This is a genomic window from Streptococcus oralis (assembly GCF_022749195.1).
GTDB lineage: Bacteria > Bacillota > Bacilli > Lactobacillales > Streptococcaceae > Streptococcus > Streptococcus oralis_CI.
This window is the reverse complement of record NZ_CP094226.1, coordinates 1,330,714-1,354,948: the sequence shown is the minus strand read 5'-3', so window position 1 is coordinate 1,354,948 and position 24,235 is coordinate 1,330,714. Positions and strand designations below refer to the sequence as shown.

Here is a 24,235-nt window from a genome sequence, read left to right as displayed (position 1 = left end):
GTAGAGGGTTTAGAAAGTAAGGATTTAGAATTTTTGTAGTCAAAAATACAATGTTGCTATTCCTTGCGATAGGGAGATAGATATGGCAATGATAGAAGTGGAACATCTTCAGAAAAATTTTGTGAAGACAGTAAAGGAGCCGGGGTTAAAAGGGGCTTTGCGCTCCTTTATTCATCCTGAAAAGCAGACCTTTGAAGCGGTCAAGGATTTGACCTTTGAAGTTCCAAAAGGCCAAATTTTGGGCTTTATCGGGGCCAATGGAGCTGGGAAGTCAACAACCATCAAAATGCTGACAGGGATTTTAAAACCGACATCTGGTTTTTGTCGGATTAACGGCAAGATTCCGCAGGACAATCGTCAGGATTATGTTAAGGATATTGGTGTGGTCTTTGGACAACGCACCCAGCTATGGTGGGATTTGGCTCTGCAAGAGACCTACACGGTCTTAAAAGAAATTTACGATGTGCCGGACTCGCTCTTTCACAAGCGCATGGACTTTTTGAATGAAGTCTTGGATTTGAAGGAATTTATCAAAGACCCCGTGCGGACTCTTTCACTTGGCCAACGGATGCGGGCGGACATTGCGGCTTCATTGCTCCACAATCCTAAGGTTCTCTTTTTAGATGAGCCGACCATTGGTTTGGACGTTTCGGTCAAGGATAATATTCGTCGGGCCATTACCCAGATCAATCAGGAGGAAGAAACAACCATTCTCTTGACCACTCACGACCTGAGTGATATTGAGCAACTCTGTGATCGGATTTTCATGATTGACAAGGGGCAAGAGATTTTTGATGGAACGGTGAACCAGCTCAAGGAAACCTTTGGCAAGATGAAGACTCTTTCCTTTGAACTGGTGCCAGGTCAAAGTCATCTCGTCTCTCACTATGAAGGCCTACCTGATATGACCATTGATAGACAAGGAAATAGCCTCAATATTGAATTTGATAGTTCCCGCTACCAGTCAGCTGATATTATCAAGCAAACTCTGTCTGATTTTGAGATTCGCGATTTGAAAATGGTGGATACGGATATTGAGGATATTATCCGTCGCTTCTACCGAAAGGAGCTCTAAGATGGTCAAATTGTGGAGACGTTATAAACCCTTTATCAATGCAGGGATTCAGGAGTTGATTAGCTATCGAGTCAACTTTATTCTCTATCGGATTGGGGATGTTATGGGAGCTTTTGTGGCTTTTTATCTCTGGAAGGCTGTCTTTGATTCCTCGCAGGAGTCTTTGATTCAGGGCTTTAGTATGGCAGATATCACCCTCTACATCATCATGAGTTTTGTGACTAATCTTTTGACCAGGTCAGATAGCTCTTTTATGATTGGGGAGGAGGTCAAGGATGGTTCCATTATCATGCGCTTGCTGCGACCAGTGCATTTTGCGGCTTCGTACCTCTTTACAGAGCTTGGATCTAAGTGGTTGATTTTTATCAGCGTTGGACTTCCTTTTTTGAGTGTGATTGTCTTGATGAAAATCCTTTCTGGGCAAGGGATTGTAGAAGTGCTGGGGCTAACTACCCTTTATCTATTTAGCTTGACGCTGGCCTATCTGATTAACTTTTTCTTTAATATCTGCTTTGGATTTTCAGCCTTTGTATTTAAAAATCTATGGGGTTCCAATCTACTCAAGACTTCCATAGTGGCCTTTATGTCTGGAAGTCTGATTCCCTTGGCTTTCTTTCCAAAGCTTGTTTCAGATGTTTTGTCCTTCTTGCCTTTTTCATCCTTGATTTACACTCCAGTCATGATCATTGTTGGGAAATACGATGCCAATCAGATTCTTCAAGCTATCTTGCTACAGGTTTTCTGGCTCTTAGTGATGGTGGGCTTGTCTCAGTTGATTTGGAAACGAGTCCAGTCATTTATCACCATTCAAGGAGGTTAGGATGAAAAAATATCAACGCATGCATCTGATTTTTATCAGACAATACATCAAGCAAATCATGGAATACAAGGTCGATTTTGTGGTTGGTGTGTTAGGAGTCTTTCTGACTCAAGGCTTGAATCTCTTGTTTCTCAATGTACTCTTTCAACACATCCCATCTCTAGAAGGCTGGACTTTTCAAGAGATTGCATTTATTTATGGTTTTTCCTTGATTCCCAAGGGATTGGACCATCTCTTTTTTGACAATCTCTGGGCACTGGGGCAACGCTTGGTGCGAAAAGGAGAATTTGATAAGTATCTGACGCGTCCTATCAATCCTCTCTTTCACATCCTAGTTGAGACCTTTCAGATTGATGCCTTGGGCGAACTTTTGGTCGGAGGCATTCTGCTAGCGACTACGGTGACTAGCATTGCTTGGACTCTTCCAAAATTCCTGATTTTCCTAGTCTGTATTCCTTTTGCGACCTTGATTTATACTTCCCTGAAAATCGCGACTGCCAGTATCGCTTTTTGGACCAAGCAGTCAGGAGCCATGATTTACATTTTTTATATGTTTAATGACTTTGCAAAGTATCCGATTTCCATTTACAATTCGCTCCTTCGTTGGTTGATTAGCTTTATCGTGCCTTTCGCCTTTACGGCCTACTATCCAGCTAGCTATTTCTTGCAGGACAAGGATAGGCTCTTTAACATTGGTGGTTTGATTCTGATTTCCCTTGTCTTCTTTGCAATTTCTTTGAAACTCTGGGACAGGGGCTTGGATGCCTACGAAAGTGCCGGTTCGTAAAAGGAAGAAACTCAAAGCCTCGTCTCAGGACAGGCTTTTTTAATCGTGATGAAAATTTCTTGACATCTATTCTCAGAGTGCTATACTAAGAGGGTAATCGCCGATTTAGCTCAGTTGGTAGAGCAACGCACTCGTAACGCGTAGGTCACAGGTTCGATCCCTGCAATCGGCAGAATCAAGAAGCTCAAACGGGCTTCTTTTTTTGTAACTATAGGAAAGGTGGAACGTTTGAGATAGGTTCTATTTAACGTCTGAAACTCCTGCTTATAAATAAAAACTAAAATTTATATTTTGTGGTATAATATATATTAATAAGCACTTGTTTTCGTTCCGTTTTAGAGGACTATAGGCTGTTAATCATTCTAGAATTTTTTGCATAGGTTTTCTAAAAATTATAAAAATCCATGGATAATAACGAATGAAGTCTCGCAAGCTTGGCTGAATATAAATCAAAAAGGAGAAAATTATGAATAAGAAAGAATGGGTAAAACAATTTGAGGAGGCGAATGGCCGCAAGCCGACTGCATCAGAATTAGCAGAGGCGCAGTCAACTAAAAAGTTTGCGAGAGGAACTAGAAACATTAAAATCTATATTGGGTTAGTCCTCGGTATTTTGGTTGCTCTAATTCTAGTAAGTGTTTTCTCGCATTCTTTGATTGGAAAGAAAGAGTCAAATCAAGCATCGTCTGCTGTTTCAACTACAGAGTCAACAAGTCAATCGTCTACAAGTCAAGCGTCAACAAGCCAAGGAAAAACAGATGAGACTGATAAGGATAAACAAGAGGAAATTCAAAAACTCAAGGATCAACTGACTGCTTTAGATACCAAAATTACGGAAGCAGAAGCACTTGTTAGCAAGTTGAAGAAAGAAACTACCGTTCCAAAACTAGATATTGAAGCAATCAAGAACAATGATTTGTCTAGTTTAGAAGGTACTTGGCGTAGTCAATCTGGTAATGAATACATTATTAATGATTCTGGAGAAGTACGTGCGACTTGGTTTACAAATGATCAAAAGTACGAATCTGTAGTTGGATTAAAGGTATCAAAAGGACAAGATAGTCGTAACCCTGAGACAGCGTCTATTAGTGCATGGGTAAAAGATTCTATTGCTGGAGGATTCGTAGTAGTAGCTGTGCCAAGTGGAGTTGTTATGCAACCTGCTGATGACGGAAAGATTACGGATAAAAGCAATCATGCTGAGGAAAGACTACTTTCAGGGCAAGAGTATGGATCGATGTTAATGAAACCGGAAAAGGTTTATTATCGTGTGAAACCAGATACCAGTAAACTTGAGGAAGCAGAAAAGAACTTAGCTCAACTACAAGCAGACCGTGAATCAATCAAATCTTCTCTAGAGTCAAAGGAAAAGAAAAACTAGGTTGTATTCGTTCAAAAATACTGTTACAATCAGCAGAATCAAGAAGCCCATTAGGGATTCTTTTTCTTTTGTTACAAATACTCAACCACTTAGACAGAGATATTGACCAGATAGGCAAAAGGGCTTGTTCTTGAAAAATTCCTCTGCTATAATGGTTCATGTAAGGGGCGTGAGGGGTCAGTATCAGACAACTCAAGAACCAAAAAAAGAAAATGGAGACAAAAAAATGAAAAAATTATTGGGACTTGTATTTTTAGTAGCAGCAGCGCTAGTATTGTATTTCGGCTCTGTTGGATGGCCAAGTTTGGATATCAACCTCTGGTCACTCATTCCGGTAGGATTGTTCCTTTATTTCACGCTAGAAAACTTTTTGAAAAAAGACTACAAGTCTAGTCTGATGTGCTTGATCATCGCCTTTATCATTGCAAATGCTATTTTTGATCTCTTACCCATTTCAAGTGGTTTGGTGATTGGTGCCGGTGTGCTAGCTTGTGTAGGACTTGGCTATCTCTTTCCTGATAAAGATAAAAAAGAAGGCAAATAAAAAGTCTCGAGAAATCTCGAGACTTTTTTACTGACCAGCGTAATATTTTTGAATCCCCTTTACGATGCCTGCGACCAGTTTATCTTGGTAGTGGCTATCTTTGATTTGTTGGTTTTCGGAGAAATTATCCATATAACCAAGTTCTAGGAGAACGGCTGGTTTGGCTGTTTCGCGTAGTACAGCATAGCTGCTTTCCAATAAGCCAGCGTCCTTGGCCCCTGTTTCTGCTAGAAGAGAGGAGTGGATGGCAGCGGCGAGGCGTTTGCTTTCACTCATACGATCTGGGTGATTGTGCCAGTATTTATTAATCTTACTTGGATAATCAGGTTCATCGCTATAGGAGTAGGTTTGAATACCGCTCGCTTTTGAGTAGGTATTACCAGTAGCGTTGAAGTGAATACTGATAAAAATATCAGAGTTGGTCTTATTAACCATACGAGAACGTTCGGTAACAAAATCAACGTCAATATCACTATCACGAGAAGTGAGGACCTTGTAGCCTAGTTCTTTTAACTTAGTACGAAGCTTACGGTAAATCTGCATGTTGAGATCTTTTTCAGCTACATTGTAGTAAAAGGCACCTGAATCTCGACCACCATGCCCAGGATCTAGGAAAATGGTATTGCTGTATTGGCCTTTTGTAAATCCGCCTTCAGTTGAAACTTCAGAAATCCATTGTCCGTATTTTTGGAACAGGTGTTCCTTGCCGTCTATCTTGTAAGTTCCTGAAACATAATGTCCATTATCATCTAGGTAGTAGCGAGCTTTGTCAGAGTTATCGTAAATCCATTCGCTCTTTGCCATGTAACCACCTGACTTGAGGTAGTATGCTCCAATCCACTCCTGATTTGCATAACGGCCATCCGCTTTTAGATAGAACCAGCTCTTGTAGGCTTTATCAAAGATCCACTCATTCTCCGCCATGACTCCACTGTTTTTGAGGTAGTAGCTTCCGTTCCATTTGTCTGCTAGCATTCCACCATTCTGGTCAAATGAGTACCAGGAACCCTGAATCTTTTGCCAGTTTTCTTGGATATATCTCCCTGAACCGTTCGCATAGAACCAAGTATCCTTGATTTTGACCCAGTTGTTTTCAGCCATAGCTCCGCTCTGGTTGAAGAGGTAACCCTTGAAGGTTGTCGCACTCAGCATTCCACCGTCTTTGTCAAAGTAGTACCAAGAACCGTTGATTTTCTCCCATTTATCCTGTGAGATTTTTCCAGAAGGAGCTACATAATACCAAATTTGGTCTAATTTAGTCCAGCCCTTTTCTGCCATAGCTCCGCTTTTTGTGAGAAGATAGCCGTCAACGGCAGTGTTGCTTAGCATACTTCCAGTTTGATCAAAATAGTACCAAGAACCATTGATTTTTTTCCAAGTGTTCTGAGCTAGTCGTCCAGAAGAGTCAGCATAATACCATTGATTGTCCAGTTTGGTCCAACTATTTTCTATCATGACTCCATCTTGGTCAAAGGCATAGCCTTTGTAGATAGTAGAATGAAGACGATTACCATCTTGATCGAAGTAGTACCATTTGCCTTGGATTTGTTTCCAGTTCAAAGCAGGTTTATCATCTTGGTAAAAACGCCAGTGGTGATTTTCTTGGTGCCATCCTTCTTTTTTGGGCTTGTCTTCTTGCACATCTACTTTCGGAAGAACTTCTGATTTAGAGTTTTCCTCAACACTTGACTCTTTCTTTTCTTCTTTGGCAATTGCTTCCTTGACAGCAGATGTGGATTGAGTTGTGTTTTCTTCTCCTAAGACGGATGCGGGTGCTAATCCTGCGATTGAAAGGATTAAAGCACTGGTCAGTAGTATCTTTTTCACTTTCTATTTCCTAACTTTTTCTTTTTCCCTTTTTCATTTTTCCTATTAATTATCGAATTGAACTTCTTCTAGTAAGTATTCGATAAAGCGTTCGCCCATCTTAGACAGGCTGGTTTTTTCATGCTGGATATAGACCAGTTCAATCGGGTCGTCAATGTCCAGCGGAATGGAAACGATATTGTCTCCGTTGAGGTTGCTGTTCAAAATCCCTGTTGCAATGGTGTAACCATCCAAACCAATCAAAAGATTAAAGAGGGTGGCACGGTCACTGACTACGATGGATTTTTTGTGGTGCTCTTGGGAAAGAATCTCCTCTGAAAAGTAGAAGGAGTTGTGCGTCCCCTGGTCATAACTCAGATAAGGGAAGTCTTCCAAATCAGCCAATTTGACCTTGTCTTTTTTAGCTAGAGGGTTGGTCTTGCTGACAAAGATATGGGGTTGGGCTGTGAAGAGGTGGTGGGCTAGCAGGTGATTGTCATCCAGCATTTTTGTTAAAACATCACGATTGTAGCTGTTTAAAAAGAGGACACCGACCTCGCTACGGAAGTTCTTGACGTCATCGATAATCTCCCAAGTCCGAGTTTCACGAAGGAAGAGCTCGTATTTCTCCATATCACTTTTCTTGAGCAGAGAGACAAAGGCATTGACTACAAAGGCATAGTGCTGAGAGGAAACGCTGAAAAGTTCGCGGTGGGCGATAGGATTTTTATAACGTTCCTCCAGAAGCTGAGTTTGCTCGACAACTTGACGGGCATAGGAGAGAAACTCCATCCCATCACGGGTTAAGGTAATGCCCTTGGGATTGCGGATAAAGATTTCAATGCCCATTTCATTTTCCAAGTCTCGAACGGCATTAGAGAGACTGGGTTGGGTGATAAAGAGTTGCTTGGCTGCCTCATTCATAGAGCCAGTTTCGACGATTTTGATAATATAGTGTAGTTGTTGAATTCTCATGTTTTTATTGTACCATACTTGCGGAAGAATGGGCAATGAAGACGAAGAAAATAGGGGGAAAGAGCTGGTCCTGTATTGAAAAAAAGTCTGGAATCTGCTAAAATGGAAGCTATGAAAACATTCTATGATGTGCAGCAATTTCTCAAACAGTTTGGCATTATTGTTTACATGGGGAAGCGCTTGTATGATATTGAACTGATGAAGCTCGAACTCTCTCGGATTTATGATGCAGGTCTGATGGACAAGCTAGACTATCTAGAGGCGGAAGCTGTTCTTCGTAGAGAGCACAAGATAGAATTAGACTACATAGAGAAAAATGGAGATAAGAACTTATGACAATTTGGATTGTTTGGGGAATCGTATTGGCGATGGCGGCATGGATGGGGTATAACTACCTTCGTATTCGTCGTGCGGCTAAGATTGTGGACAATGCAGAATTTGAAGCCTTGATTCGGAAAGGGCAATTGATTGATGTCCGTGAACCAGCAGAATTTCACAGAAAACATATCCTCGGAGCTCGCAATATTCCTTCAAATCAGTTGAAGTCAAGCCTTGCAGCCCTTCGCAAGGATAAACCTGTCCTTCTCTACGAAAATCAACGTGGACAACGAGTGACCAATGCAGCACTTTATTTGAAAAAACAAGGTTTCTCTGAGATTTATATCCTTTCTTATGGGTTGGATTCTTGGAACGGGAAGGTCAAAGTTGAGAAATAAGAAAACGAGCTTAGATGTTTCTGAGCTCATTTTTTAACCACTTTTTCTGAGAAAGTCACGAATGCTTGCCAACTCTTCTGAGTTTAGGGGACGATAGTCTCCTTCTTGAAGATTATTATCCAAGTTCCAAGGTCCAAAATGGGTGCGTTTGAGAGAGGTCACCTTGACACCAACTGAGAGAAACATCTTCTTAACCTGATGAAACTTGCCCTCAGAGATAGTGATGGAGGCCCGGCTCTCTGTTGGGCTTGAGGACAGAATTTCGAGCTGAGCAGGTTTACAAGTAGTCCCATCTAAAAAGACAATCCCATCTTTGAATTTTTGGATATGGTCTGACGTGAGCAGTCCGTTTACTACCACTTGATAGGATTTATCGACATGGTACTGGGGATGGAGGAGTTGAAAACCAAGAGGTCCATTGTCTGTCAAAAGCAGCAGTCCCGTCGTATCGCGGTCTAGTCTGCCGATAGCATAGAGCTGGTCAGACTGGATGTCAGGTGGAAGGAGGTCCATGACGGTTGGAAGTTTCTTATCCTTGCTCGCTGTAACGACTCCGTTTGGCTTATGAAGCAGGAGGTAGGTGTGCTCGTAGCTTTGGATTTGTCGTCCTTGAAAGACTAATTTCTGCAACCCAGTGTCGACATTTTGAGCGAGTGAGCGAGCTGGACAATTGTCCACTAGGATTTCTTTTCTTAATAGAGCCTGTTTCATAGCCTTGCGACTGACCTTTTCTTGGGCTAATAATCTATCTAAACGCATACCAGCTTATCTTATCATAAGTCTCTGACTTTGAAAAGAGTTGCCTTGACTAGAAAAGCAGAGTGAAAACATTTACACTTAGCTGAACTGTGATTTTTGAATGAGACTGTGGTATAATTGTTCAGTTAGAAATAAAAATTTAAATATTAGAGGAAATCATGACAAAATTAAGAGAAGATATCCGTAACATTGCGATTATCGCCCACGTTGACCACGGAAAAACAACCCTCGTTGACGAATTATTGAAACAATCAGAAACGCTTGATGCACGTACTGAATTGGCAGAGCGCGCTATGGACTCAAACGATATCGAAAAAGAGCGTGGAATCACTATCCTTGCGAAAAATACAGCCGTTGCATACAACGGAACTCGTATCAATATTATGGACACACCAGGACACGCGGACTTCGGTGGAGAAGTTGAGCGTATCATGAAAATGGTTGATGGTGTTGTCTTGGTCGTAGATGCCTACGAAGGAACAATGCCACAAACTCGTTTCGTATTGAAAAAAGCCTTGGAACAAGATCTTGTCCCAATCGTGGTTGTTAACAAAATCGACAAACCATCAGCTCGTCCAGCAGAAGTAGTAGACGAAGTATTGGAGCTCTTCATTGAGCTTGGTGCAGATGACGACCAGCTTGACTTCCCAGTGGTGTATGCTTCAGCTATCAACGGAACATCTTCATTGTCAGATGATCCAGCTGACCAAGAAGCTACGATGGCGCCAATCTTTGACACGATTATCGACCATATCCCAGCTCCAGTAGATAACTCAGATGAGCCTTTGCAGTTCCAAGTGTCACTTTTGGACTACAATGACTTCGTTGGTCGTATCGGTATCGGTCGTGTCTTCCGTGGTACTGTTAAGGTTGGGGACCAAGTTACCCTTTCTAAACTAGATGGTACAACGAAGAACTTCCGTGTCACAAAACTCTTCGGTTTCTTTGGTTTGGAACGTCGTGAAATCCAAGAAGCTAAAGCGGGTGACTTGATTGCCGTATCAGGTATGGAAGATATCTTTGTCGGTGAAACCATCACTCCGACAGACGCAGTTGAAGCACTTCCAATCCTACACATCGATGAGCCAACTCTTCAAATGACTTTCTTGGTCAACAACTCACCATTTGCTGGTAAAGAAGGTAAATGGGTGACTTCTCGTAAGGTAGAAGAACGCTTGCAAGCAGAATTGCAAACAGACGTTTCCCTTCGTGTTGACCCAACTGATTCCCCAGATAAATGGACCGTTTCAGGACGTGGAGAATTGCACTTGTCAATCCTGATTGAAACCATGCGCCGTGAGGGTTATGAACTTCAAGTATCTCGTCCAGAGGTTATTGTAAAAGAAATCGATGGCGTTAAATGTGAGCCATTTGAACGTGTGCAAATCGATACTCCAGAAGAATACCAAGGTTCTGTTATCCAAAGTCTTTCTGAACGTAAGGGTGAAATGTTGGATATGATTTCAACTGGTAATGGTCAAACTCGTTTGGTCTTCCTTGTTCCAGCGCGTGGTTTGATTGGATACTCAACTGAGTTCTTGTCAATGACACGTGGTTACGGTATCATGAACCATACCTTTGACCAATACTTGCCATTGATTCCAGGTGAAATTGGGGGACGTCACCGTGGTGCCCTTGTTTCCATCGATGCTGGTAAGGCAACAACATACTCAATCATGTCTATCGAAGAACGTGGAACCATCTTTGTCAACCCAGGTACTGAGGTTTACGAAGGAATGATCATCGGTGAAAACTCTCGTGAAAACGACTTGACAGTTAACATCACTAAGGCCAAACAAATGACCAACGTTCGTTCTGCAACCAAGGACCAAACAGCGGTTATCAAGACACCTCGTATCTTGACACTTGAAGAGTCACTCGAGTTCTTGAATGACGATGAGTACATGGAAGTAACACCTGAGTCAATCCGTTTGCGTAAGCAAATCCTCAACAAGGCAGAGCGCGAGAAAGCCAACAAAAAGAAAAAATCAGCTGAATAAGAGCTAGAAAGAGATAAAGATGGTCTATTTAATCATAGGGATACTCTTATTACTACTCTATGTATTTGCGACACCCCAAAGTATCAAAGGAACAGTCAACATCGTTATCTTGGTCTTTGTAGTTGTTGCTCTCTTGATTTTGCTGATGTTGTCCATCTTGCAAATCTTCCAATTACCGACAGAATTCTTTGTCACAATCGCCATGCTGGCTCTAGCCTACTTTAGCTTGAGAGACATTACGCTCATGTCTGTAAAAAAGAGCAAAAGAAGATAAATAGAAAGAGAGCTATGGCTCTCTTTTTCTATGCTAGAATGAAGGCTAGAGCATTTTCGTTTAGTATTATTTCCATAAAAATGGTAAAATAGTAGGAGTAGAAATGGAGTTTGAGACATGAAAGTAATCGATCAATTTAAAAATAAGAAAGTCCTTGTTTTAGGTTTGGCTAAATCTGGTGAGTCTGCGGCTCGTTTGCTGGACAAGCTGGGTGCTATTGTGACAGTAAATGACGGCAAGCCTTTTGAGGACAATCCAGCTGCGCAAAGTTTGCTAGAAGAGGGAATCAAGGTTGTCACTGGTGGGCATCCTTTGGAGCTCTTGGATGAAGACTTTGCTCTGATGGTGAAAAATCCAGGTATCCCGTATAGCAATCCCATGATTGAAAAAGCATTAGCAAAGGGGATTCCAGTCTTGACTGAGGTGGAATTGGCCTACTTGATCTCAGAAGCACCGATTATTGGTATTACTGGCTCAAATGGAAAAACGACCACAACGACGATGATTGGGGAAGTTTTGACTGCTGCTGGTCAACGTGGTCTCTTGTCAGGGAACATCGGCTTTCCTGCTAGTCAAGTGGCTCAAACTGCGACAGACAAGGACACGCTTGTCATGGAACTTTCTTCTTTCCAACTGATGGGTGTTCAAGAATTCCATCCTGAGATTGCGGTTATTACCAACCTCATGCCAACTCATATCGACTATCATGGTTCTTTTGAGGAGTATGTGGCAGCTAAGTGGAATGTTCAGAACAAAATGACAGCAGCTGATTTTCTTGTTTTGAACTTTAACCAAGACTTGGCAAAAGAATTGGCTACCAAAACACAAGCCACTGTTGTTCCATTTTCAACACTTGAGAAGGTTGATGGAGCTTATCTGGAAGATGGTCAACTCTACTTCCGTGGGGAAGTGGTCATGGCAGCGAGTGAAATCGGTGTTCCAGGTAGCCACAATGTAGAAAATGCCCTTGCGACCATTGCAGTAGCCAAGCTACGTGGTGTGGATAACCAAATCATCAAGGAAACTCTTTCAGCCTTTGGTGGTGTGAAACACCGTCTCCAATTTGTGGATGAGATTAAGGGTGTCAAATTTTATAACGACAGTAAATCAACTAATATTTTGGCAACTCAAAAAGCCTTATCAGGATTTGACAACAGCAAGGTCATCTTAATTGCAGGTGGTTTGGACCGTGGGAATGAGTTTGACGAATTGGTTCCAGATATTACTGGGCTCAAGAAGATGGTCATCCTCGGTCAGTCTGCAGAACGTGTCAAACGGGCAGCAGAGAAGGCTGGTGTGACTTATGTAGATGCGACAGATATTGCTGATGCGACCCGCAAGGCTTATGAGCTAGCGACTCAAGGAGATGTGGTTCTCCTCAGTCCTGCCAATGCTAGCTGGGATATGTATGCTAACTTTGAAGTACGTGGCGACCTCTTTATCGACACAGTAGCGGAGTTAAAGGAATAATATGAAAAAAATTGTCTTTACAGGTGGGGGGACGGTTGGACATGTCACCCTCAACCTTTTGTTAATGCCCAAGTTCATCGAAGACGGCTGGGAAGTTCACTATATTGGTGATAAACACGGAATCGAACACCAAGAAATCCTCAAGTCAGGTTTGGATGTTACTTTCCATTCTATTGCGACTGGGAAGTTGCGTCGCTATTTTTCTTGGCAAAATATGCTGGATGTCTTCAAAGTTGGTTGGGGAATTGTCCAATCCCTCTTTATCATGTTACGACTGCGTCCACAGGCTCTTTTTTCTAAGGGGGGATTTGTCTCTGTCCCGCCGGTTATCGCAGCACGTGTGTCAGGAGTGCCTGTCTTTATTCACGAATCGGATCTGTCTATGGGCTTAGCCAATAAAATTGCCTATAAATTTGCGACCAAGATGTATTCAACATTTGAGCAGCCTGCTGGTCTTGCAAAAGTCGAGCATGTGGGGGCAGTGACCAAGGTAACAGACCAAAAAACTTCAGAGCCAGATGAATTGGTGGATATCCAAACCCACTTTGATCCTAAATTGCCAACCGTATTATTTGTCGGAGGTTCTGCAGGAGCTCGTGTATTTAACCAATTGGTGACAGATCATAAGCAAGAACTGACCGAACGCTACAATATTATCAACCTCACTGGAGATTCCAGCCTCAATGAGTTGAGTCAAAATCTCTTTCGTGTTGATTATGTGACAGATCTCTATCAACCCATGATTGAGATGGCAGATGTGGTAGTGACGCGTGGCGGTGCCAATACGATTTTCGAGCTCTTGGCCATGGCGAAACTCCATCTCATCGTACCATTGGGTCGTGAAGCAAGTCGAGGAGACCAGATTGAAAATGCTGCCTACTTTGTTAAGAAAGGCTATGCAGAAGAACTTCAAGAAAGTGACTTGACCTTGGAAAGCTTGGAGGCGAAACTCAGTCACTTGCTTAGTCACAAGGACCAATACCAAGCTAGCATGAAAGCTTCGACTGAATTGAAATCTCTTGCAGATTTTTACGATCTACTAAGAAAAGACCTAGCATAAGGAATATCAATGTCAAAGGATAAGAAAAAAGAATCAAACCAGAAGCAAGAATTGTCTGAATGGCAGAAACGAAACCAGGAATACCTGAAGAAGAAGGCTGAGGAAGAAGTTGCTCTAGCTGAAGAGAAGGAAAAGGAAAAACAAGCTCGTAAGGAAGCCAACTCGAAACTATTGGAGGAATCCAAGAAATCATCGAGTGAGTCAGACGAGGAAGTCTCAAGTATAAGCAAGAAACCATCCGAAAAAGAAGAAAAATCTCAAAAGGATGCCCCTAAAGTCAAAGAGGAAAAAGAGAAGAAGAAAAAAGAAAAACCAGAGAAAGCAGAGAAACCTGCCAAGCCGAAAATTGCTCCTGTTCATATATGGAGAGCTGTGAGTATCTTGGTACCCAGTTTCCTTATCCTCCTTCTTTCAGTCTATCTGTTGACTCCGCTTTCGACCATCAAAAATATCGAGGTTAAGGGAAATAGTAATACGCAGGCTGATGACATCAAACAGGCTTCTGGGATTCAAGATAGTGACTATACTTTAGCCCTATTGTTGGATAAGGAAACATACGCTGAGCGAATCAGGTCCAATCATTGGATAGAATCAGCGAAGATTAATTATCAATTTCCGACTAACTTTACGATTGAGGTCAAGGAATTCGATATTGTCGGTTATTATGTGTCTGGTGAAGAACATTATCCTATTCTGTCTAGTGGTACAGTAGAGTCAACTCCTGTTGATCGCTTAAACTTGCCTGAGACTTATCTGACAGTTACCTTTAACGATGAGCAGCAGGTTAAAGAACTGATAACGGGATTGTCTACTATCAGTGAGGATATCAAGAGTCAAATCCAGAAAATCGAATTAGCGCCAAGCAAGGCAACAGCAGATCTTTTAAAAATTACCATGCTGGATACAGATGAGGTTTTGGTTCCCCTATCAGAATTGAGCAAGAAATTGCCTTATTACAGCAAAATCAAGCCACAATTATCAGAACCGAGTGTAGTCGATATGGAAGCTGGAGTATACAGCTATACTATAGCGGATAAATTGATAGAAGAAGCTGAGGAAAAAGCCAAACAAGAGGCTAAGGAAGCCGAGAAGAAAAAACAGGAAGAAGAAAAGAAAAAACAAGAAGAACAAGGAAATCAAAGCCAAACGAGCCAGCAATCACAGAGTCGTTAGACTAACTTTTCCTCTTGATTTTGAATGGTATAGAAGTCTAGTTTCGAGTTTTTGCTTGACAAGTCCTACTATAAATAATAGAATAGAAAAAAACCTTTAAAGCAGTCCAGAGAGGCAGCTAAGGTTAGACGGTGAAAGGGTGGAGACTACCCATTTTTCGTGGAACCTTGCTGTTGGCAGGTTCCTTTTTTCATGCTCTCTAGCTTACAAAGGTAAAAGGAGAAAGGTATGCGTGAACATCGTCCAGTTATTGCTCTTGATTTTCCTAGTTTTGAGGCGGTCAAGAAATTTTTATCTCTTTTCCCAGCAGAAGAAAGTCTTTATCTAAAAGTAGGGATGGAGCTTTATTATGCGGAAGGTCCGGAAATTGTCCGTTATTTGAAATCACTGGGGCATAGTGTCTTTTTGGATCTCAAGCTACATGACATTCCCAATACAGTTAAATCGGCTATGAAGGTCTTATCTCAGCTTGGTGTAGACATGACAAATGTTCATGCTGCTGGTGGTGTGGAGATGATGAAGGCTGCGCGTGAAGGTCTGGGGACACAAGCCAAATTGATCGCTGTGACCCAGCTGACATCAACGTCGGAAAGCCAGATGCAGGATTTTCAAAATATCCAAAGCAGCCTGCAAGAGTCTGTGATTCACTATGCCAAGAAGACAGCTGAAGCAGGTTTAGACGGTGTGGTTTGTTCAGCTCAGGAAGTGCAACTCATCAAGCAGGCCACTAATCCAGATTTTATCTGTCTGACACCAGGTATTCGTCCAGCGGGAGCTGCGGTTGGAGACCAAAAACGCGTCATGACGCCAGCGGATGCTTATCAAATCGGTAGTGACTATATCGTAGTAGGACGTCCCATTACCCAAGCTGAGGATCCTGTTGCAGCTTATCATGCTATCAAGGATGAATGGAACCAAGACTAAAATTAAAGAAATAGATTATAAAAACAAAAGGAGAATACTATGACACTTGCTAAAGATATCGCTAGCCACCTCTTGAAAATTCAAGCCGTTTACCTCAAACCAGAGGAGCCTTTCACTTGGGCATCTGGTATCAAATCGCCGATTTATACTGACAACCGTGTGACGCTTGCCTATCCAGAAACTCGTAGCTTGATTGAAAATGGTTTTGTGGAAGCTATTAAAGCAGAATTTCCAGAAGTAGAAGTGATTGCAGGAACAGCGACAGCAGGGATTCCACACGGAGCTATCATCGCTGACAAGATGAACTTGCCTTTTGCCTACATCCGCAGCAAACCAAAAGACCACGGAGCTGGTAATCAAATCGAAGGTCGCGTAGCTCAGGGGCAAAAGATGGTTGTTGTTGAAGACCTCATTTCAACGGGTGGGTCTGTTCTTGAAGCCGTAGCAGCTGCTAAACGCGAAGGAGCCGATGTGCTTGGAGTTGTAGCGATTTTCAGTTATCAATTGCCAAAAGCCGATAAGAATTTTGCGGATGCTGGTGTGAAATTGGTGACTCTTTCAAACTACAGTGAACTGATTCACCTAGCCCAAGAAGAAGGTTACATCACACCAGAAGGACTCGACCTCCTAAAACGCTTTAAAGAAGACCAAGAAAATTGGCAAAATGCCTAAAACATAGAAAATCAGGTAGTCACTAGGATTACCTGATTTCTTTTTGTTATGTTTGTTAGATGTTAGTCTACTTTTCCACCTTCAACAACTAGATCATCTGCCTTAGCAGCGTCACCGTAGGTTGGGTGAAGTGTTTTTTCATAAGCTTTGTGGAAGAAGTTTTCTTTACCAAGTTTTTCAATTTCTTGGTTGATGTAGTCGAGTAGTTCTTGGTTACCTTTTTGGACTGCTGGCGCAATAGTATCTGGATCTCCGAGGGAAGAAATTCCGACTTCATATCCTTTGTTTTCAAGTGCCCAAGCTAGGACTTCCGTATTGTCAGTAGAGAAGGCATCTCCACGTCCGTCAAGAAGGGCTTGGTAGGCGTCGCTATATTGGTCGTATTTTTGGAGTTTTACTTCTGGGTGATTTTTCTCAAAATAAGTTTCAGCAGTCGTCCCCTTTGTAACAATCAAGGTTTTGCCTTCTAATTCTTTAACGTCTTTGATGACTTTATCTTTTGGTGACACGACACCGAGGGAAACTTTCATGTAAGGAAGGGCAAAATCAACTTGTTTCTTTCGTTCGTCAGTAACTGTGAAGTTGGCAAGGGTGATATCCACCTTGTTTGAAATCAAGTATTCAGCGCGGTTGGCAGCATCAACAGAGACGTATTTAACCTTTACTCCCAAGTCTTGAGCTAATTGGTTACCCAATTCGATATCGTAGCCTTGGTAGGAACCGTCGTTGTCAACATAACCAAATGGTTTTTTGTCACCAAATACCGCGATTCGAAGCTCACCGCTTTTTTTGATTTCGTCGATAGTGCGGGCCTTGGCGGTTGTTTTTCCTGATGAAGCATCAGAGCTTCCACTTGAGCTACAAGCTGTGACAAAGATAAGCGCAAAGGCTAGGGCAAAAACAGTTAGAATTGGTTTGAGTAGTTTCATAAAAATCTCCTTTATAGATATGAGCCGAACTGGCTAAAGTCAAAGACGTTTAAAAATTCCTGTGCTCGTTTGGTTTGTGGATTAGTGAAGAATTCCTGAGCCGTTCCTTCTTCAGCGATTTTCCCTTGGTCGAGAAAGATTATCCGATCTGCAATAGCTTGGGCAAACTGCATTTCGTGGGTTACCAGAATCATGGTGCGCCCTTCTTGAGCCAAGTCATTGATGAGTTCCAGAACTTCACGCACCATTTCTGGATCCAGTGAAGCCGTCACTTCGTCAAAGAGGATAATTTCTGGATGCATGAGCAGGGCACGGACAATCGCCACTCGTTGTTTCTGTCCACCAGATAATTGACGCGCAAAGCTATGTTTTTTATCTAGCAAACCGACACGCTCCAGCAGTTGCAAAGCTTCTTTAGTTACTTCCTTCTTGTCTCTCCCTTGAGCCTTGATAGGACCTAGGATGAGGTTTTGTAGGACATCCAGATGGGGAAAGAGTTCATAACTTTGAAAGACCATGCCAATCTTTTGGCGAACTAGGTGAAAATCTTTTTTATTTGCAACGATAGACTGACCGTCCAGAAGAATATCTCCACCTTGAATACTTTCTAAGCCATTGAGGCAACGAAGTAGAGTACTTTTCCCACAACCAGAGGGTCCTAGAATGACGACAACTTCCCCTTTTTTGATATCTAGAGAAAGTCCTTGGAGGATGGGATTGTCTCCGAAGGATTTTTTTAGTTCCTTGATTTCTAAGATAGTTTCAGACATTTAGCTCCTCCAATGTTTTTCTAAGTGAGTGGATAGTTTGGAAATAGGGAAGCAGACTGCGAAATACAAGACTAGAATGGTTCCATAAATCCAAAAGGAAGCGGTTGGGATGGTCAGGCGATTGCTATCGATGATTTGTTGTCCAACCTTGGTTACTTCAACAACCCCAATCAAGACAACCAAGGAAGTGGTTTTAATCATCCGAGTGACAAGGTTGATGGCTTGTGGCAGCAATCTTCTCAAAACCTGTGGGATGATAATGTGGTAATAAAGTTGAACATTGGTCAAACCTAGCGCCTGTCCACTTTCAAACTGATGCTTAGGAAGGGAAGTGATAGCTCCACGTACCAAGTCCCCCATTTCAGCTGTTCCCCAGAGAGTGAAAACAATAATAGCTGAAGTCTCACCTGAGATATTGATATTAAAGTTTCGAGCCAAGCCGAAATATACGATGAAAAGTAGTACCAGCTGGGGCATGATACGGATAAATTCCAGATAAAAGCGTGTTAAAAAACGAATAACTCTAGAATGGGAGGTCATGATGATTCCCATGACTGTTCCAAAAACCATTGATAGAAGGACAGAGAGAATGGAAATTCCAATCGTGACACCCAATCCCTGTAGAATTCGCAGGAGATTATTTCCCTGAAAGAGTACTTGCATTCCCGAATCCTGCATGGCGGAGCCTCCTTTCTATCCAGCTAAAGACTAGAGAGATGGGCAGAAGCATAATCAGGTAAGCAACTACCAACATGGCCAGTGCAATATCTGTCTCATAATAGAGTCCAATCAAGTCCTTGGCGACGTACATGAGATCGGCTAAGGCTACTGCAGAGAAGACAGAGGTTTCTTTGATGAGGAAAATGACATTGGCACTAAAGGACGGTAGGGCTACCGCAGTCGCTTGCGGAAGAACCACATAGCGAAAGACCTGTACAGGTGTTAGACCAATGGCTAGACCAATCTCGTGCTGGGTTTGACTGACTGCTTCCAGTCCGCTTCTGAAAGATTCAGCCATGTAGGAGCCACCTAAAAAGATGAGCCCAACTGTTGCACAGACTTCTGAAGAAAGAACAATCCCTATTCGGGGAAGCCCGAAATAGAGGAAGAAGAGCTGAATCAAAAGGGGCGTGTTGCGTGACAATTCGATGTAGGCTGTTGCTAACTGTGAAAAGATAGGAACGCGATAATGCCGAATGACACTAACGATTAGACCAACAAGAAAAGAACCCAAAATTCCCCAAACTGCGATATGTAGGGTCAGAAAAAATGCCTTTTGATAGAGTGGTAAATATTGTTCAACAATGGACCAATCCAAAATAGAACCTCCCATCTAGGAATAATATAGCTATTGTAGCACTAAAGGGCATGTTTGGATAATATGAATTTTTTATCACAATGATAGAAAAAATTTATCATGTCGGTGATTTGAAATTTCCAGACAAAATTTTTGAAAGGATTCTGAAAAAGAGGTAAGATAGTTTATGTAAGACAAAGTAAACGCTTACTTAATAAGGAGGACGCTTTATGTCATATAAAACAAGCAATGCAGAAGGACCTGTAGATTTTATTAACACTTATGATTTGGAGCCAATGGCGCAACAAGTAATTCCTAAAGCTGCCTTTGGTTATATCGCTAGTGGAGCAGAGGATACTTTCACATTACGTGAGAACATCCGTGCCTTTAACCACAAACTCATCGTTCCTCATACGCTTTGTGATGTTGAAAATCCAAGTACAGAGATTGAATTTGCAGGTGAAAAATTATCTTCACCAATTATTATGGCGCCTGTTGCGGCTCATAAATTAGCAAATGAACAAGGTGAAGTGGCTACTGCGCGTGGTGTGCATGAATTTGGTTCTCTCTATACAACTAGTTCCTACTCTACTGTTGACCTTCCAGAAATTACGGAAGCTCTTCAAGGAACACCTCATTGGTTCCAATTTTACTTTAGTAAGGATGACGGCATTAACCGCCATATCATGGACCGTGTTAAGGCTGAAGGCTACAAAGCGATTGTCTTGACGGCAGATGCAACTGTAGGAGGGAATCGTGAGGTTGATAAGCGCAATGGTTTTGTCTTCCCAGTTGGCATGCCGATTGTTGAGGAATACCTGCCAGAAGGTGCTGGAAAATCAATGGACTTTGTTTACAAATCAGCTAAACAACGCTTGTCTCCACGTGATGTCGAATTTATCGCTGAATACTCAGGACTTCCTGTGTATGTCAAGGGACCACAATGCCGTGAGGACGTTGAACGCTCTCTTGCCGCAGGTGCTTCTGGTATCTGGGTAACCAACCACGGTGGCCGCCAAATCGACGGTGGACCAGCTGCCTTTGACTCACTTCAAGAAGTAGCAGAAGCAGTTGATAAACGTGTGCCAATTGTCTTTGACTCTGGTGTTCGTCGCGGTCAACACGTCTTTAAAGCCTTGGCTTCAGGAGCAGACTTGGTAGCTATTGGTCGCCCTGTGATCTATGGTTTGGCTCTCGGTGGTAGTGTTGGTGTGCGTCAAGTCTTTGAGCACTTGAATGCAGAATTGAAGACAGTCATGCAGTTATCTGGAACTCAGACTATTGAGGATGTCAAACACTTCAAACTCCGTCATAACCCATACAATCCAACCTTCCCAGTCGATCCTCGTGATTTGAAATTGTATTGATAAAGTAGAAGGCCTCCACCTTATGTGGAGGTTTTTCTTCGTGTATAGAAAGATTAAATCGTTATTAGAAACTATATAAATATATTTTTCAGTCAAATATCTTGCTAGGGCTTTCAAATTCTGTTATACTGGTCCAGTAATAAAATAATAAAGACATTTGGGGTGCTTTAGGCTGAGATGATACCCATTGAACCTGATACAGTTAATACTGGCGAAGGGAAATGTGAAAAGGTTTTTTTCGTATGTCGAAAAGAACTGTCTAATCTTGTAAGGTAAACTCTAATTCTCGTTTGTAATTGGAGTTTTTTTGTTTATACAAACTGGATAGGCTTGTTTAGGTAGCTCTCTGCAAATGCCCTCGATGTTCTTTAAAAGTATCAAGTGGAATAACGATTTTGCTTGGTATCTCTTGATATTTTATTGATTACTAAGGAGTAAAGAAAGGAAAAATAAATATGGAAACACAAGACTATGCATTTCAGCCAGGTTTGACTGTTGGAGAATTATTAAAAAGCAGTCAGAAGGATTGGCAGGCTGCAATCAATCATCGTTTTGTTAAGGAACTTTTTGCGGGGACAATTGAGAATAAGGTCTTAAAAGACTACCTGATTCAAGATTATCATTTCTTTGATGCCTTCTTATCCATGCTGGGTGCCTGTGTAGCTCACGCAGACCAGCTTGAATCCAAACTTCGTTTTGCCAAGCAACTAGGCTTTCTTGAAGCAGATGAAGATGGTTATTTTCAAAAGGCTTTCAAAGAGTTAAAAGTAGCAGAGAATGACTATCTAGAAGTGCCCTTGCACCCTGTAACAAAAGCCTTTCAGGAGCTAATGTATTCTGCTGTGGCTTCATCAGACTATGCTCATCTTTTGGTCATGCTGGTCATTGCAGAGGGTCTCTATTTAGACTGGGGTTCTAAAGATTTGGCTCTACCTGAAGCCTGTATTCATGTAGAATGGATCAATCTCCACAGAGGTCCTTTCTTTACAGAGTGGGTTCAATTTCTGGTTGACGAACTCAATCGTGTCGGGAAAGATAGAGAAGATTTGACAGAACTTCAGGAACGCTGGAATCAAGCAGTCGCTTTAGAATTAGCCTTTTTTGATATTGGTTATGAATTATAGGACAGATTCAATACTTTTATGTAGATTAAAAGAATGAACAGAAAAACTATATAAATATATTTTCCAGTCAAATATCTTGCTAGGGCTTTCAAATTCTGTTATACTGGTCCAGTAATAAAATAATAAAGACATTTGGGGTGCTTTAGGCTGAGATGATACCCATTGAACCTGATACAGTTAATACTGGCGAAGGGAAATGTGAAAAGGTTTTTTTCGTATGTCGAAAAGAACTGTCTAATCTTGTAAGGTAAACTCTAATTCTCGTTTGTAATTGGAGTTTTTTTGTTTATCAAAAGAGGATAGACGGCAAGCCTTTTGGTAGCTCTCCTTGAATGCCCCACTTTTCTTTAAAAAAGGAGTTTTTTATGTTGAAAAAATGGCAGTTAAAAGATGTTATCTTACTTGCTTTCTTGTCTATCTTTTTTGGTGGCGTTTTTGTGGGTTCGGGCTATCTGTTTGATATTCTCACCCTAATCTTGGCCCCTCTTGGTTTACAGGCCTTTGCCAATGAAATCCTCTTTGGTCTCTGGTGTATGGCTGCGCCCATTGCGGCCATCTTTGTTCCAAGAGTCGGAAGTGCGACGATTGGAGAAGTGCTCGCTGCGCTTGCTGAAGTTCTTTATGGTAGCCAATTCGGCCTAGGCGCCCTATTGTCTGGCTTGGTTCAAGGCTTGGGAAGTGAATTTGGTTTTCTCGTAACCAAGAATCGCTATGAAAGTTGGCTCTCTCTAACTGCCAATAGTATTGGGATTACGCTTGTTAGCTTTGTCTATGAATACATTAAATTAGGTTACTATGCCTTCTCCCTTCCTTTTGTACTTTCCTTGCTGGTGGTGCGTTTTATTTCCGTCTTTTTCTTCTGTACCATCTTGGTTCGTGCCATTGTCAAACTCTACCATCAGTTTGCAGCTGGAGGCAAGGCATAGATGGGGCTGGAACTACGGGGGATTCAGTCACCAATCTTTTCGGAACCGATTGATTTTACTTTTCATGCGCAAGCTTTTACCTTGTTAGTTGGGAGCAGTGGTTCAGGAAAATCCAGCCTTTTTCAAATCATTGCCCAGGTCACTTCCTTACCCTATAGTGGTCAAGTCCTGATAGATGGAAACCAGGTCAGTCAGCTTTCAATCGTCGAACGTGTCCAGACGGTTGGCATTCTCTTTCAAAATCCCAATCATCAATTTACCATGGAGAACTTGTTTGAGGAGCTGATTTTTACTTTGGAGAATATCGGCCATCCCGTTCAGGAGATTGATTCTAAAATAGCCGAGGTGGTCCAGCAATGTCGCTGCGAGGCAATCTTGCACCGTCCCATCCATCACTTATCAGGTGGGGAAAAGCAAAAGGCTGCGCTGGCTGTTCTATTTGCCATGAATCCTAGGGTCTATCTCTTGGATGAGCTCTTTGCTTCTATTGACCGCAAAAGTAGGATAGAGATCCTAGAGATTCTAAAGGAATTGGCCTCTAATGGGAAGACAGTCATCCTGTGTGACCATGATTTATCAGACTATGGAGCCTACATTGACCATATGGTGGAGCTAAGAGACGGGCAACTGAGGGAAGTGTTTCAAATCCCTACCTCTGAGATGACACAGGTTGCTTCAAAGGAAGTTACCTCTAGGCTAGAACTATTCCATATGGATCGTGTGACTTGTGAGCTGGGTAATCGTCCCCTCTTTTCGATTGCTAATTTCACGTTTTACCAAGGAATTTCCTGTATCCTAGGTGACAATGGTGTCGGGAAATCAACCCTCTTTCGCTCCATTCTTCAATTTCAAAAGTATAAAGGGCGCATTACTTGGAAGGAGAAAGTCCTGAAAAAGAAAAAGAGCCTGTATCGTGACTTGACGGGTGTTGTTCAGGAAGCTGAGAAGCAGTTTATCCGAGTCAGTCTGAGAGAGGAACTGCAATTAGATAGCTCAGACTCTGAAAGAAATCAGCGGATTCTCCAAGCATTACGATATTTTGATCTGGAGCAGGCACTCGATAAGAGTCCCTATCAATTAAGTGGTGGTCAGCAAAAGATTCTTCAGCTATTGACCATCTTAACCAGCAAGGCTTCTGTGATTTTGCTAGATGAACCATTTGCTGGTTTGGATGATAGAGCTTGTCATTATTTTTGCCAGTGGATTCTGGAGGAGAGCAATCAAGGAAGAAGTTTTTTGATCATTAGCCATCGTTTAGATCCCTTGATTTCTGTGGTCGATTATTGGATTGAGATGACTAATGAAGGTCTCAGCCACCTTCAAGAAGTGACCATCAGCAAACCTCTCAGTTTTCTGAGTAGGAATACTCAAGGGGAGGTGAGGTAG

At 42.1% G+C, this 24,235-nt stretch carries 25 protein-coding genes, 1 tRNA gene and 2 riboswitches; of the genes, 19 read left to right on the top strand and 7 right to left on the bottom strand.

Annotated features, from left to right (window positions below):
* Window positions 1-82: 82 nt before the first annotated feature.
* The 6 genes from MP387_RS06635 to MP387_RS06610 all read left to right on the top strand — a co-directional run bounded on the left by MP387_RS06635 (window position 83) and on the right by MP387_RS06610 (window position 4,607).
* On the top strand, window positions 83-1,075 hold the full coding sequence (locus tag MP387_RS06635; protein ID WP_242745848.1) for an ABC transporter ATP-binding protein: 993 nt from the start codon (window positions 83-85) through the stop codon (window positions 1,073-1,075).
* Window position 1,076: 1 nt separating this feature from the next.
* Window positions 1,077-1,895: an ABC transporter permease gene (locus tag MP387_RS06630; RefSeq protein ID WP_242745847.1), complete on the top strand. Its 819-nt coding sequence runs from the start codon at window positions 1,077-1,079 to the stop codon at window positions 1,893-1,895.
* Window position 1,896: 1 nt separating this feature from the next.
* The gene (locus MP387_RS06625; protein ID WP_242745846.1) at window positions 1,897-2,682 is read left to right on the top strand and encodes an ABC transporter permease; all 786 of its coding nucleotides are present in this window, start codon (window positions 1,897-1,899) and stop codon (window positions 2,680-2,682) included.
* A gap of 99 nt (window positions 2,683-2,781) precedes the next feature.
* Window positions 2,782-2,854, top strand: a tRNA-Thr gene (locus MP387_RS06620).
* A gap of 294 nt (window positions 2,855-3,148) precedes the next feature.
* A complete protein-coding gene (locus tag MP387_RS06615) occupies window positions 3,149-4,063 on the top strand; it encodes a DUF6287 domain-containing protein (protein ID WP_242745845.1) in 915 nt (304 codons plus the stop codon).
* Between the two features lie 226 nt (window positions 4,064-4,289).
* On the top strand, window positions 4,290-4,607 hold the full coding sequence (locus MP387_RS06610) for a hypothetical protein (protein WP_242745844.1): 318 nt from the start codon (window positions 4,290-4,292) through the stop codon (window positions 4,605-4,607).
* A 27-nt stretch (window positions 4,608-4,634) separates the two neighbouring features.
* Here the strand turns inward: MP387_RS06610 and MP387_RS06605 are convergent, their stop codons facing one another.
* Together MP387_RS06605 and MP387_RS06600 are read right to left on the bottom strand one after the other, a co-directional pair.
* Window positions 4,635-6,434 carry an N-acetylmuramoyl-L-alanine amidase gene (locus tag MP387_RS06605; RefSeq protein WP_242745843.1) on the bottom strand — a complete coding sequence of 600 codons (1,800 nt, stop codon included), beginning with the start codon at window positions 6,432-6,434 and terminating at the stop codon, window positions 4,635-4,637.
* Between the two features lie 45 nt (window positions 6,435-6,479).
* Window positions 6,480-7,388, bottom strand: a complete 909-nt coding sequence (locus MP387_RS06600; protein WP_001222578.1) for a LysR family transcriptional regulator — start codon at window positions 7,386-7,388, stop codon at window positions 6,480-6,482.
* A gap of 102 nt (window positions 7,389-7,490) precedes the next feature.
* On the opposite strand from MP387_RS06600, the gene MP387_RS06595 reads away from it, so the two are divergent.
* Both MP387_RS06595 and MP387_RS06590 read left to right on the top strand, forming a co-directional pair.
* Window positions 7,491-7,724 (top strand): YqgQ family protein, encoded by a 234-nt coding sequence (locus MP387_RS06595; RefSeq protein WP_044135604.1) that lies wholly within the window; start codon window positions 7,491-7,493, stop codon window positions 7,722-7,724.
* Window positions 7,721-8,104 (top strand): rhodanese-like domain-containing protein, encoded by a 384-nt coding sequence (locus tag MP387_RS06590; protein ID WP_242745842.1) that lies wholly within the window; start codon window positions 7,721-7,723, stop codon window positions 8,102-8,104. The genes MP387_RS06595 and MP387_RS06590 overlap by 4 nt, the downstream gene beginning before the upstream one ends.
* Before the next feature lie 33 nt (window positions 8,105-8,137).
* On the opposite strand, the gene MP387_RS06585 is transcribed toward MP387_RS06590, so the two are convergent.
* Window positions 8,138-8,863 (bottom strand): 16S rRNA pseudouridine(516) synthase, encoded by a 726-nt coding sequence (locus tag MP387_RS06585; RefSeq protein WP_242745841.1) that lies wholly within the window; start codon window positions 8,861-8,863, stop codon window positions 8,138-8,140.
* A 158-nt stretch (window positions 8,864-9,021) separates the two neighbouring features.
* Between MP387_RS06585 and typA the strand changes: the two genes are divergently transcribed.
* The 7 genes from typA to pyrE all read left to right on the top strand — a co-directional run bounded on the left by typA (window position 9,022) and on the right by pyrE (window position 16,436).
* Complete coding sequence (typA, locus tag MP387_RS06580; RefSeq protein WP_000164111.1) at window positions 9,022-10,863, top strand: translational GTPase TypA; 1,842 nt, start codon at window positions 9,022-9,024, stop codon at window positions 10,861-10,863.
* A 19-nt stretch (window positions 10,864-10,882) separates the two neighbouring features.
* Entirely contained in the window at window positions 10,883-11,137 is a 255-nt protein-coding gene (locus MP387_RS06575) for a DUF3165 family protein (RefSeq protein WP_000262665.1), read from the top strand.
* A gap of 117 nt (window positions 11,138-11,254) precedes the next feature.
* On the top strand, window positions 11,255-12,607 hold the full coding sequence (gene murD, locus MP387_RS06570) for a UDP-N-acetylmuramoyl-L-alanine--D-glutamate ligase (RefSeq protein WP_242745840.1): 1,353 nt from the start codon (window positions 11,255-11,257) through the stop codon (window positions 12,605-12,607).
* A 1-nt stretch (window position 12,608) separates the two neighbouring features.
* A complete protein-coding gene (locus tag MP387_RS06565; RefSeq protein ID WP_242745839.1) occupies window positions 12,609-13,667 on the top strand; it encodes a UDP-N-acetylglucosamine--N-acetylmuramyl-(pentapeptide) pyrophosphoryl-undecaprenol N-acetylglucosamine transferase in 1,059 nt (352 codons plus the stop codon).
* A gap of 9 nt (window positions 13,668-13,676) precedes the next feature.
* Window positions 13,677-14,840 carry a cell division protein FtsQ/DivIB gene (locus MP387_RS06560; RefSeq protein WP_242745838.1) on the top strand — a complete coding sequence of 388 codons (1,164 nt, stop codon included), beginning with the start codon at window positions 13,677-13,679 and terminating at the stop codon, window positions 14,838-14,840.
* Window positions 14,841-15,068: 228 nt separating this feature from the next.
* Window positions 15,069-15,764 carry an orotidine-5'-phosphate decarboxylase gene (gene pyrF, locus MP387_RS06555; RefSeq protein WP_242745837.1) on the top strand — a complete coding sequence of 232 codons (696 nt, stop codon included), beginning with the start codon at window positions 15,069-15,071 and terminating at the stop codon, window positions 15,762-15,764.
* A gap of 39 nt (window positions 15,765-15,803) precedes the next feature.
* Window positions 15,804-16,436 carry an orotate phosphoribosyltransferase gene (gene pyrE, locus MP387_RS06550; protein ID WP_000170888.1) on the top strand — a complete coding sequence of 211 codons (633 nt, stop codon included), beginning with the start codon at window positions 15,804-15,806 and terminating at the stop codon, window positions 16,434-16,436.
* 62 nt (window positions 16,437-16,498) lie between these two features.
* Here the strand turns inward: pyrE and MP387_RS06545 are convergent, their stop codons facing one another.
* The 4 genes from MP387_RS06545 to MP387_RS06530 are packed head-to-tail and all read right to left on the bottom strand — an operon-like array spanning window position 16,499 to window position 19,453.
* Window positions 16,499-17,365, bottom strand: coding sequence for a cysteine ABC transporter substrate-binding protein (locus MP387_RS06545; RefSeq protein ID WP_242745836.1), 867 nt, complete (start codon window positions 17,363-17,365; stop codon window positions 16,499-16,501).
* An 11-nt stretch (window positions 17,366-17,376) separates the two neighbouring features.
* Entirely contained in the window at window positions 17,377-18,135 is a 759-nt protein-coding gene (locus tag MP387_RS06540; RefSeq protein WP_242745835.1) for an amino acid ABC transporter ATP-binding protein, read from the bottom strand.
* On the bottom strand, window positions 18,136-18,813 hold the full coding sequence (locus tag MP387_RS06535; protein ID WP_242745834.1) for an amino acid ABC transporter permease: 678 nt from the start codon (window positions 18,811-18,813) through the stop codon (window positions 18,136-18,138).
* Window positions 18,773-19,453, bottom strand: a complete 681-nt coding sequence (locus tag MP387_RS06530; protein ID WP_000384102.1) for an amino acid ABC transporter permease — start codon at window positions 19,451-19,453, stop codon at window positions 18,773-18,775. Before MP387_RS06530 ends, MP387_RS06535 begins: the two co-directional genes overlap by 41 nt.
* Before the next feature lie 209 nt (window positions 19,454-19,662).
* Here MP387_RS06530 and lctO point away from each other — a divergent pair, with 209 nt between their 5' ends.
* From lctO to MP387_RS06510, 4 genes are all read left to right on the top strand, one after another.
* The gene (lctO, locus tag MP387_RS06525) at window positions 19,663-20,799 is read left to right on the top strand and encodes an L-lactate oxidase (protein WP_084877879.1); all 1,137 of its coding nucleotides are present in this window, start codon (window positions 19,663-19,665) and stop codon (window positions 20,797-20,799) included.
* A gap of 148 nt (window positions 20,800-20,947) precedes the next feature.
* A riboswitch (TPP riboswitch) is annotated at window positions 20,948-21,036 on the top strand.
* A gap of 218 nt (window positions 21,037-21,254) precedes the next feature.
* Complete coding sequence (locus tag MP387_RS06520) at window positions 21,255-21,923, top strand: TenA family protein (RefSeq protein WP_242745833.1); 669 nt, start codon at window positions 21,255-21,257, stop codon at window positions 21,921-21,923.
* A 123-nt stretch (window positions 21,924-22,046) separates the two neighbouring features.
* Window positions 22,047-22,135, top strand: a riboswitch (TPP riboswitch).
* Window positions 22,136-22,288: 153 nt separating this feature from the next.
* Window positions 22,289-22,849 carry an ECF transporter S component gene (locus tag MP387_RS06515; RefSeq protein WP_038805710.1) on the top strand — a complete coding sequence of 187 codons (561 nt, stop codon included), beginning with the start codon at window positions 22,289-22,291 and terminating at the stop codon, window positions 22,847-22,849.
* Window positions 22,850-24,235, top strand: coding sequence for an ATP-binding cassette domain-containing protein (locus MP387_RS06510; protein WP_242745832.1), 1,386 nt, complete (start codon window positions 22,850-22,852; stop codon window positions 24,233-24,235). It begins immediately after the preceding gene.

What these genes read in the sequence shown, in the direction of transcription:
- MP387_RS06575 (WP_000262665.1), top strand. Translation starts at nt 10,883, where the DNA reads ATGGTCTATTTAATCATAGGGATACTCTTATTACTACTCTATGTATTT.
- lctO (WP_084877879.1), top strand. Translation starts at nt 19,663, where the DNA reads ATGTCATATAAAACAAGCAATGCAGAAGGACCTGTAGATTTTATTAAC.
- MP387_RS06590 (WP_242745842.1), top strand. Translation starts at nt 7,721, where the DNA reads ATGACAATTTGGATTGTTTGGGGAATCGTATTGGCGATGGCGGCATGG.
- MP387_RS06560 (WP_242745838.1), top strand. Translation starts at nt 13,677, where the DNA reads ATGTCAAAGGATAAGAAAAAAGAATCAAACCAGAAGCAAGAATTGTCT.
- MP387_RS06585 (WP_242745841.1), bottom strand. Translation starts at nt 8,863, where the DNA reads ATGCGTTTAGATAGATTATTAGCCCAAGAAAAGGTCAGTCGCAAGGCT.
- pyrF (WP_242745837.1), top strand. Translation starts at nt 15,069, where the DNA reads ATGCGTGAACATCGTCCAGTTATTGCTCTTGATTTTCCTAGTTTTGAG.
- MP387_RS06510 (WP_242745832.1), top strand. Translation starts at nt 22,850, where the DNA reads ATGGGGCTGGAACTACGGGGGATTCAGTCACCAATCTTTTCGGAACCG.
- MP387_RS06625 (WP_242745846.1), top strand. Translation starts at nt 1,897, where the DNA reads ATGAAAAAATATCAACGCATGCATCTGATTTTTATCAGACAATACATC.
- MP387_RS06540 (WP_242745835.1), bottom strand. Translation starts at nt 18,135, where the DNA reads ATGTCTGAAACTATCTTAGAAATCAAGGAACTAAAAAAATCCTTCGGA.
- MP387_RS06565 (WP_242745839.1), top strand. Translation starts at nt 12,609, where the DNA reads ATGAAAAAAATTGTCTTTACAGGTGGGGGGACGGTTGGACATGTCACC.
- MP387_RS06635 (WP_242745848.1), top strand. Translation starts at nt 83, where the DNA reads ATGGCAATGATAGAAGTGGAACATCTTCAGAAAAATTTTGTGAAGACA.
- MP387_RS06600 (WP_001222578.1), bottom strand. Translation starts at nt 7,388, where the DNA reads ATGAGAATTCAACAACTACACTATATTATCAAAATCGTCGAAACTGGC.
- MP387_RS06535 (WP_242745834.1), bottom strand. Translation starts at nt 18,813, where the DNA reads ATGCAGGATTCGGGAATGCAAGTACTCTTTCAGGGAAATAATCTCCTG.
- MP387_RS06615 (WP_242745845.1), top strand. Translation starts at nt 3,149, where the DNA reads ATGAATAAGAAAGAATGGGTAAAACAATTTGAGGAGGCGAATGGCCGC.
- pyrE (WP_000170888.1), top strand. Translation starts at nt 15,804, where the DNA reads ATGACACTTGCTAAAGATATCGCTAGCCACCTCTTGAAAATTCAAGCC.
- murD (WP_242745840.1), top strand. Translation starts at nt 11,255, where the DNA reads ATGAAAGTAATCGATCAATTTAAAAATAAGAAAGTCCTTGTTTTAGGT.
- typA (WP_000164111.1), top strand. Translation starts at nt 9,022, where the DNA reads ATGACAAAATTAAGAGAAGATATCCGTAACATTGCGATTATCGCCCAC.
- MP387_RS06610 (WP_242745844.1), top strand. Translation starts at nt 4,290, where the DNA reads ATGAAAAAATTATTGGGACTTGTATTTTTAGTAGCAGCAGCGCTAGTA.
- MP387_RS06515 (WP_038805710.1), top strand. Translation starts at nt 22,289, where the DNA reads ATGTTGAAAAAATGGCAGTTAAAAGATGTTATCTTACTTGCTTTCTTG.
- MP387_RS06630 (WP_242745847.1), top strand. Translation starts at nt 1,077, where the DNA reads ATGGTCAAATTGTGGAGACGTTATAAACCCTTTATCAATGCAGGGATT.
- MP387_RS06595 (WP_044135604.1), top strand. Translation starts at nt 7,491, where the DNA reads ATGGAAGCTATGAAAACATTCTATGATGTGCAGCAATTTCTCAAACAG.
- MP387_RS06520 (WP_242745833.1), top strand. Translation starts at nt 21,255, where the DNA reads ATGGAAACACAAGACTATGCATTTCAGCCAGGTTTGACTGTTGGAGAA.
- MP387_RS06545 (WP_242745836.1), bottom strand. Translation starts at nt 17,365, where the DNA reads ATGAAACTACTCAAACCAATTCTAACTGTTTTTGCCCTAGCCTTTGCG.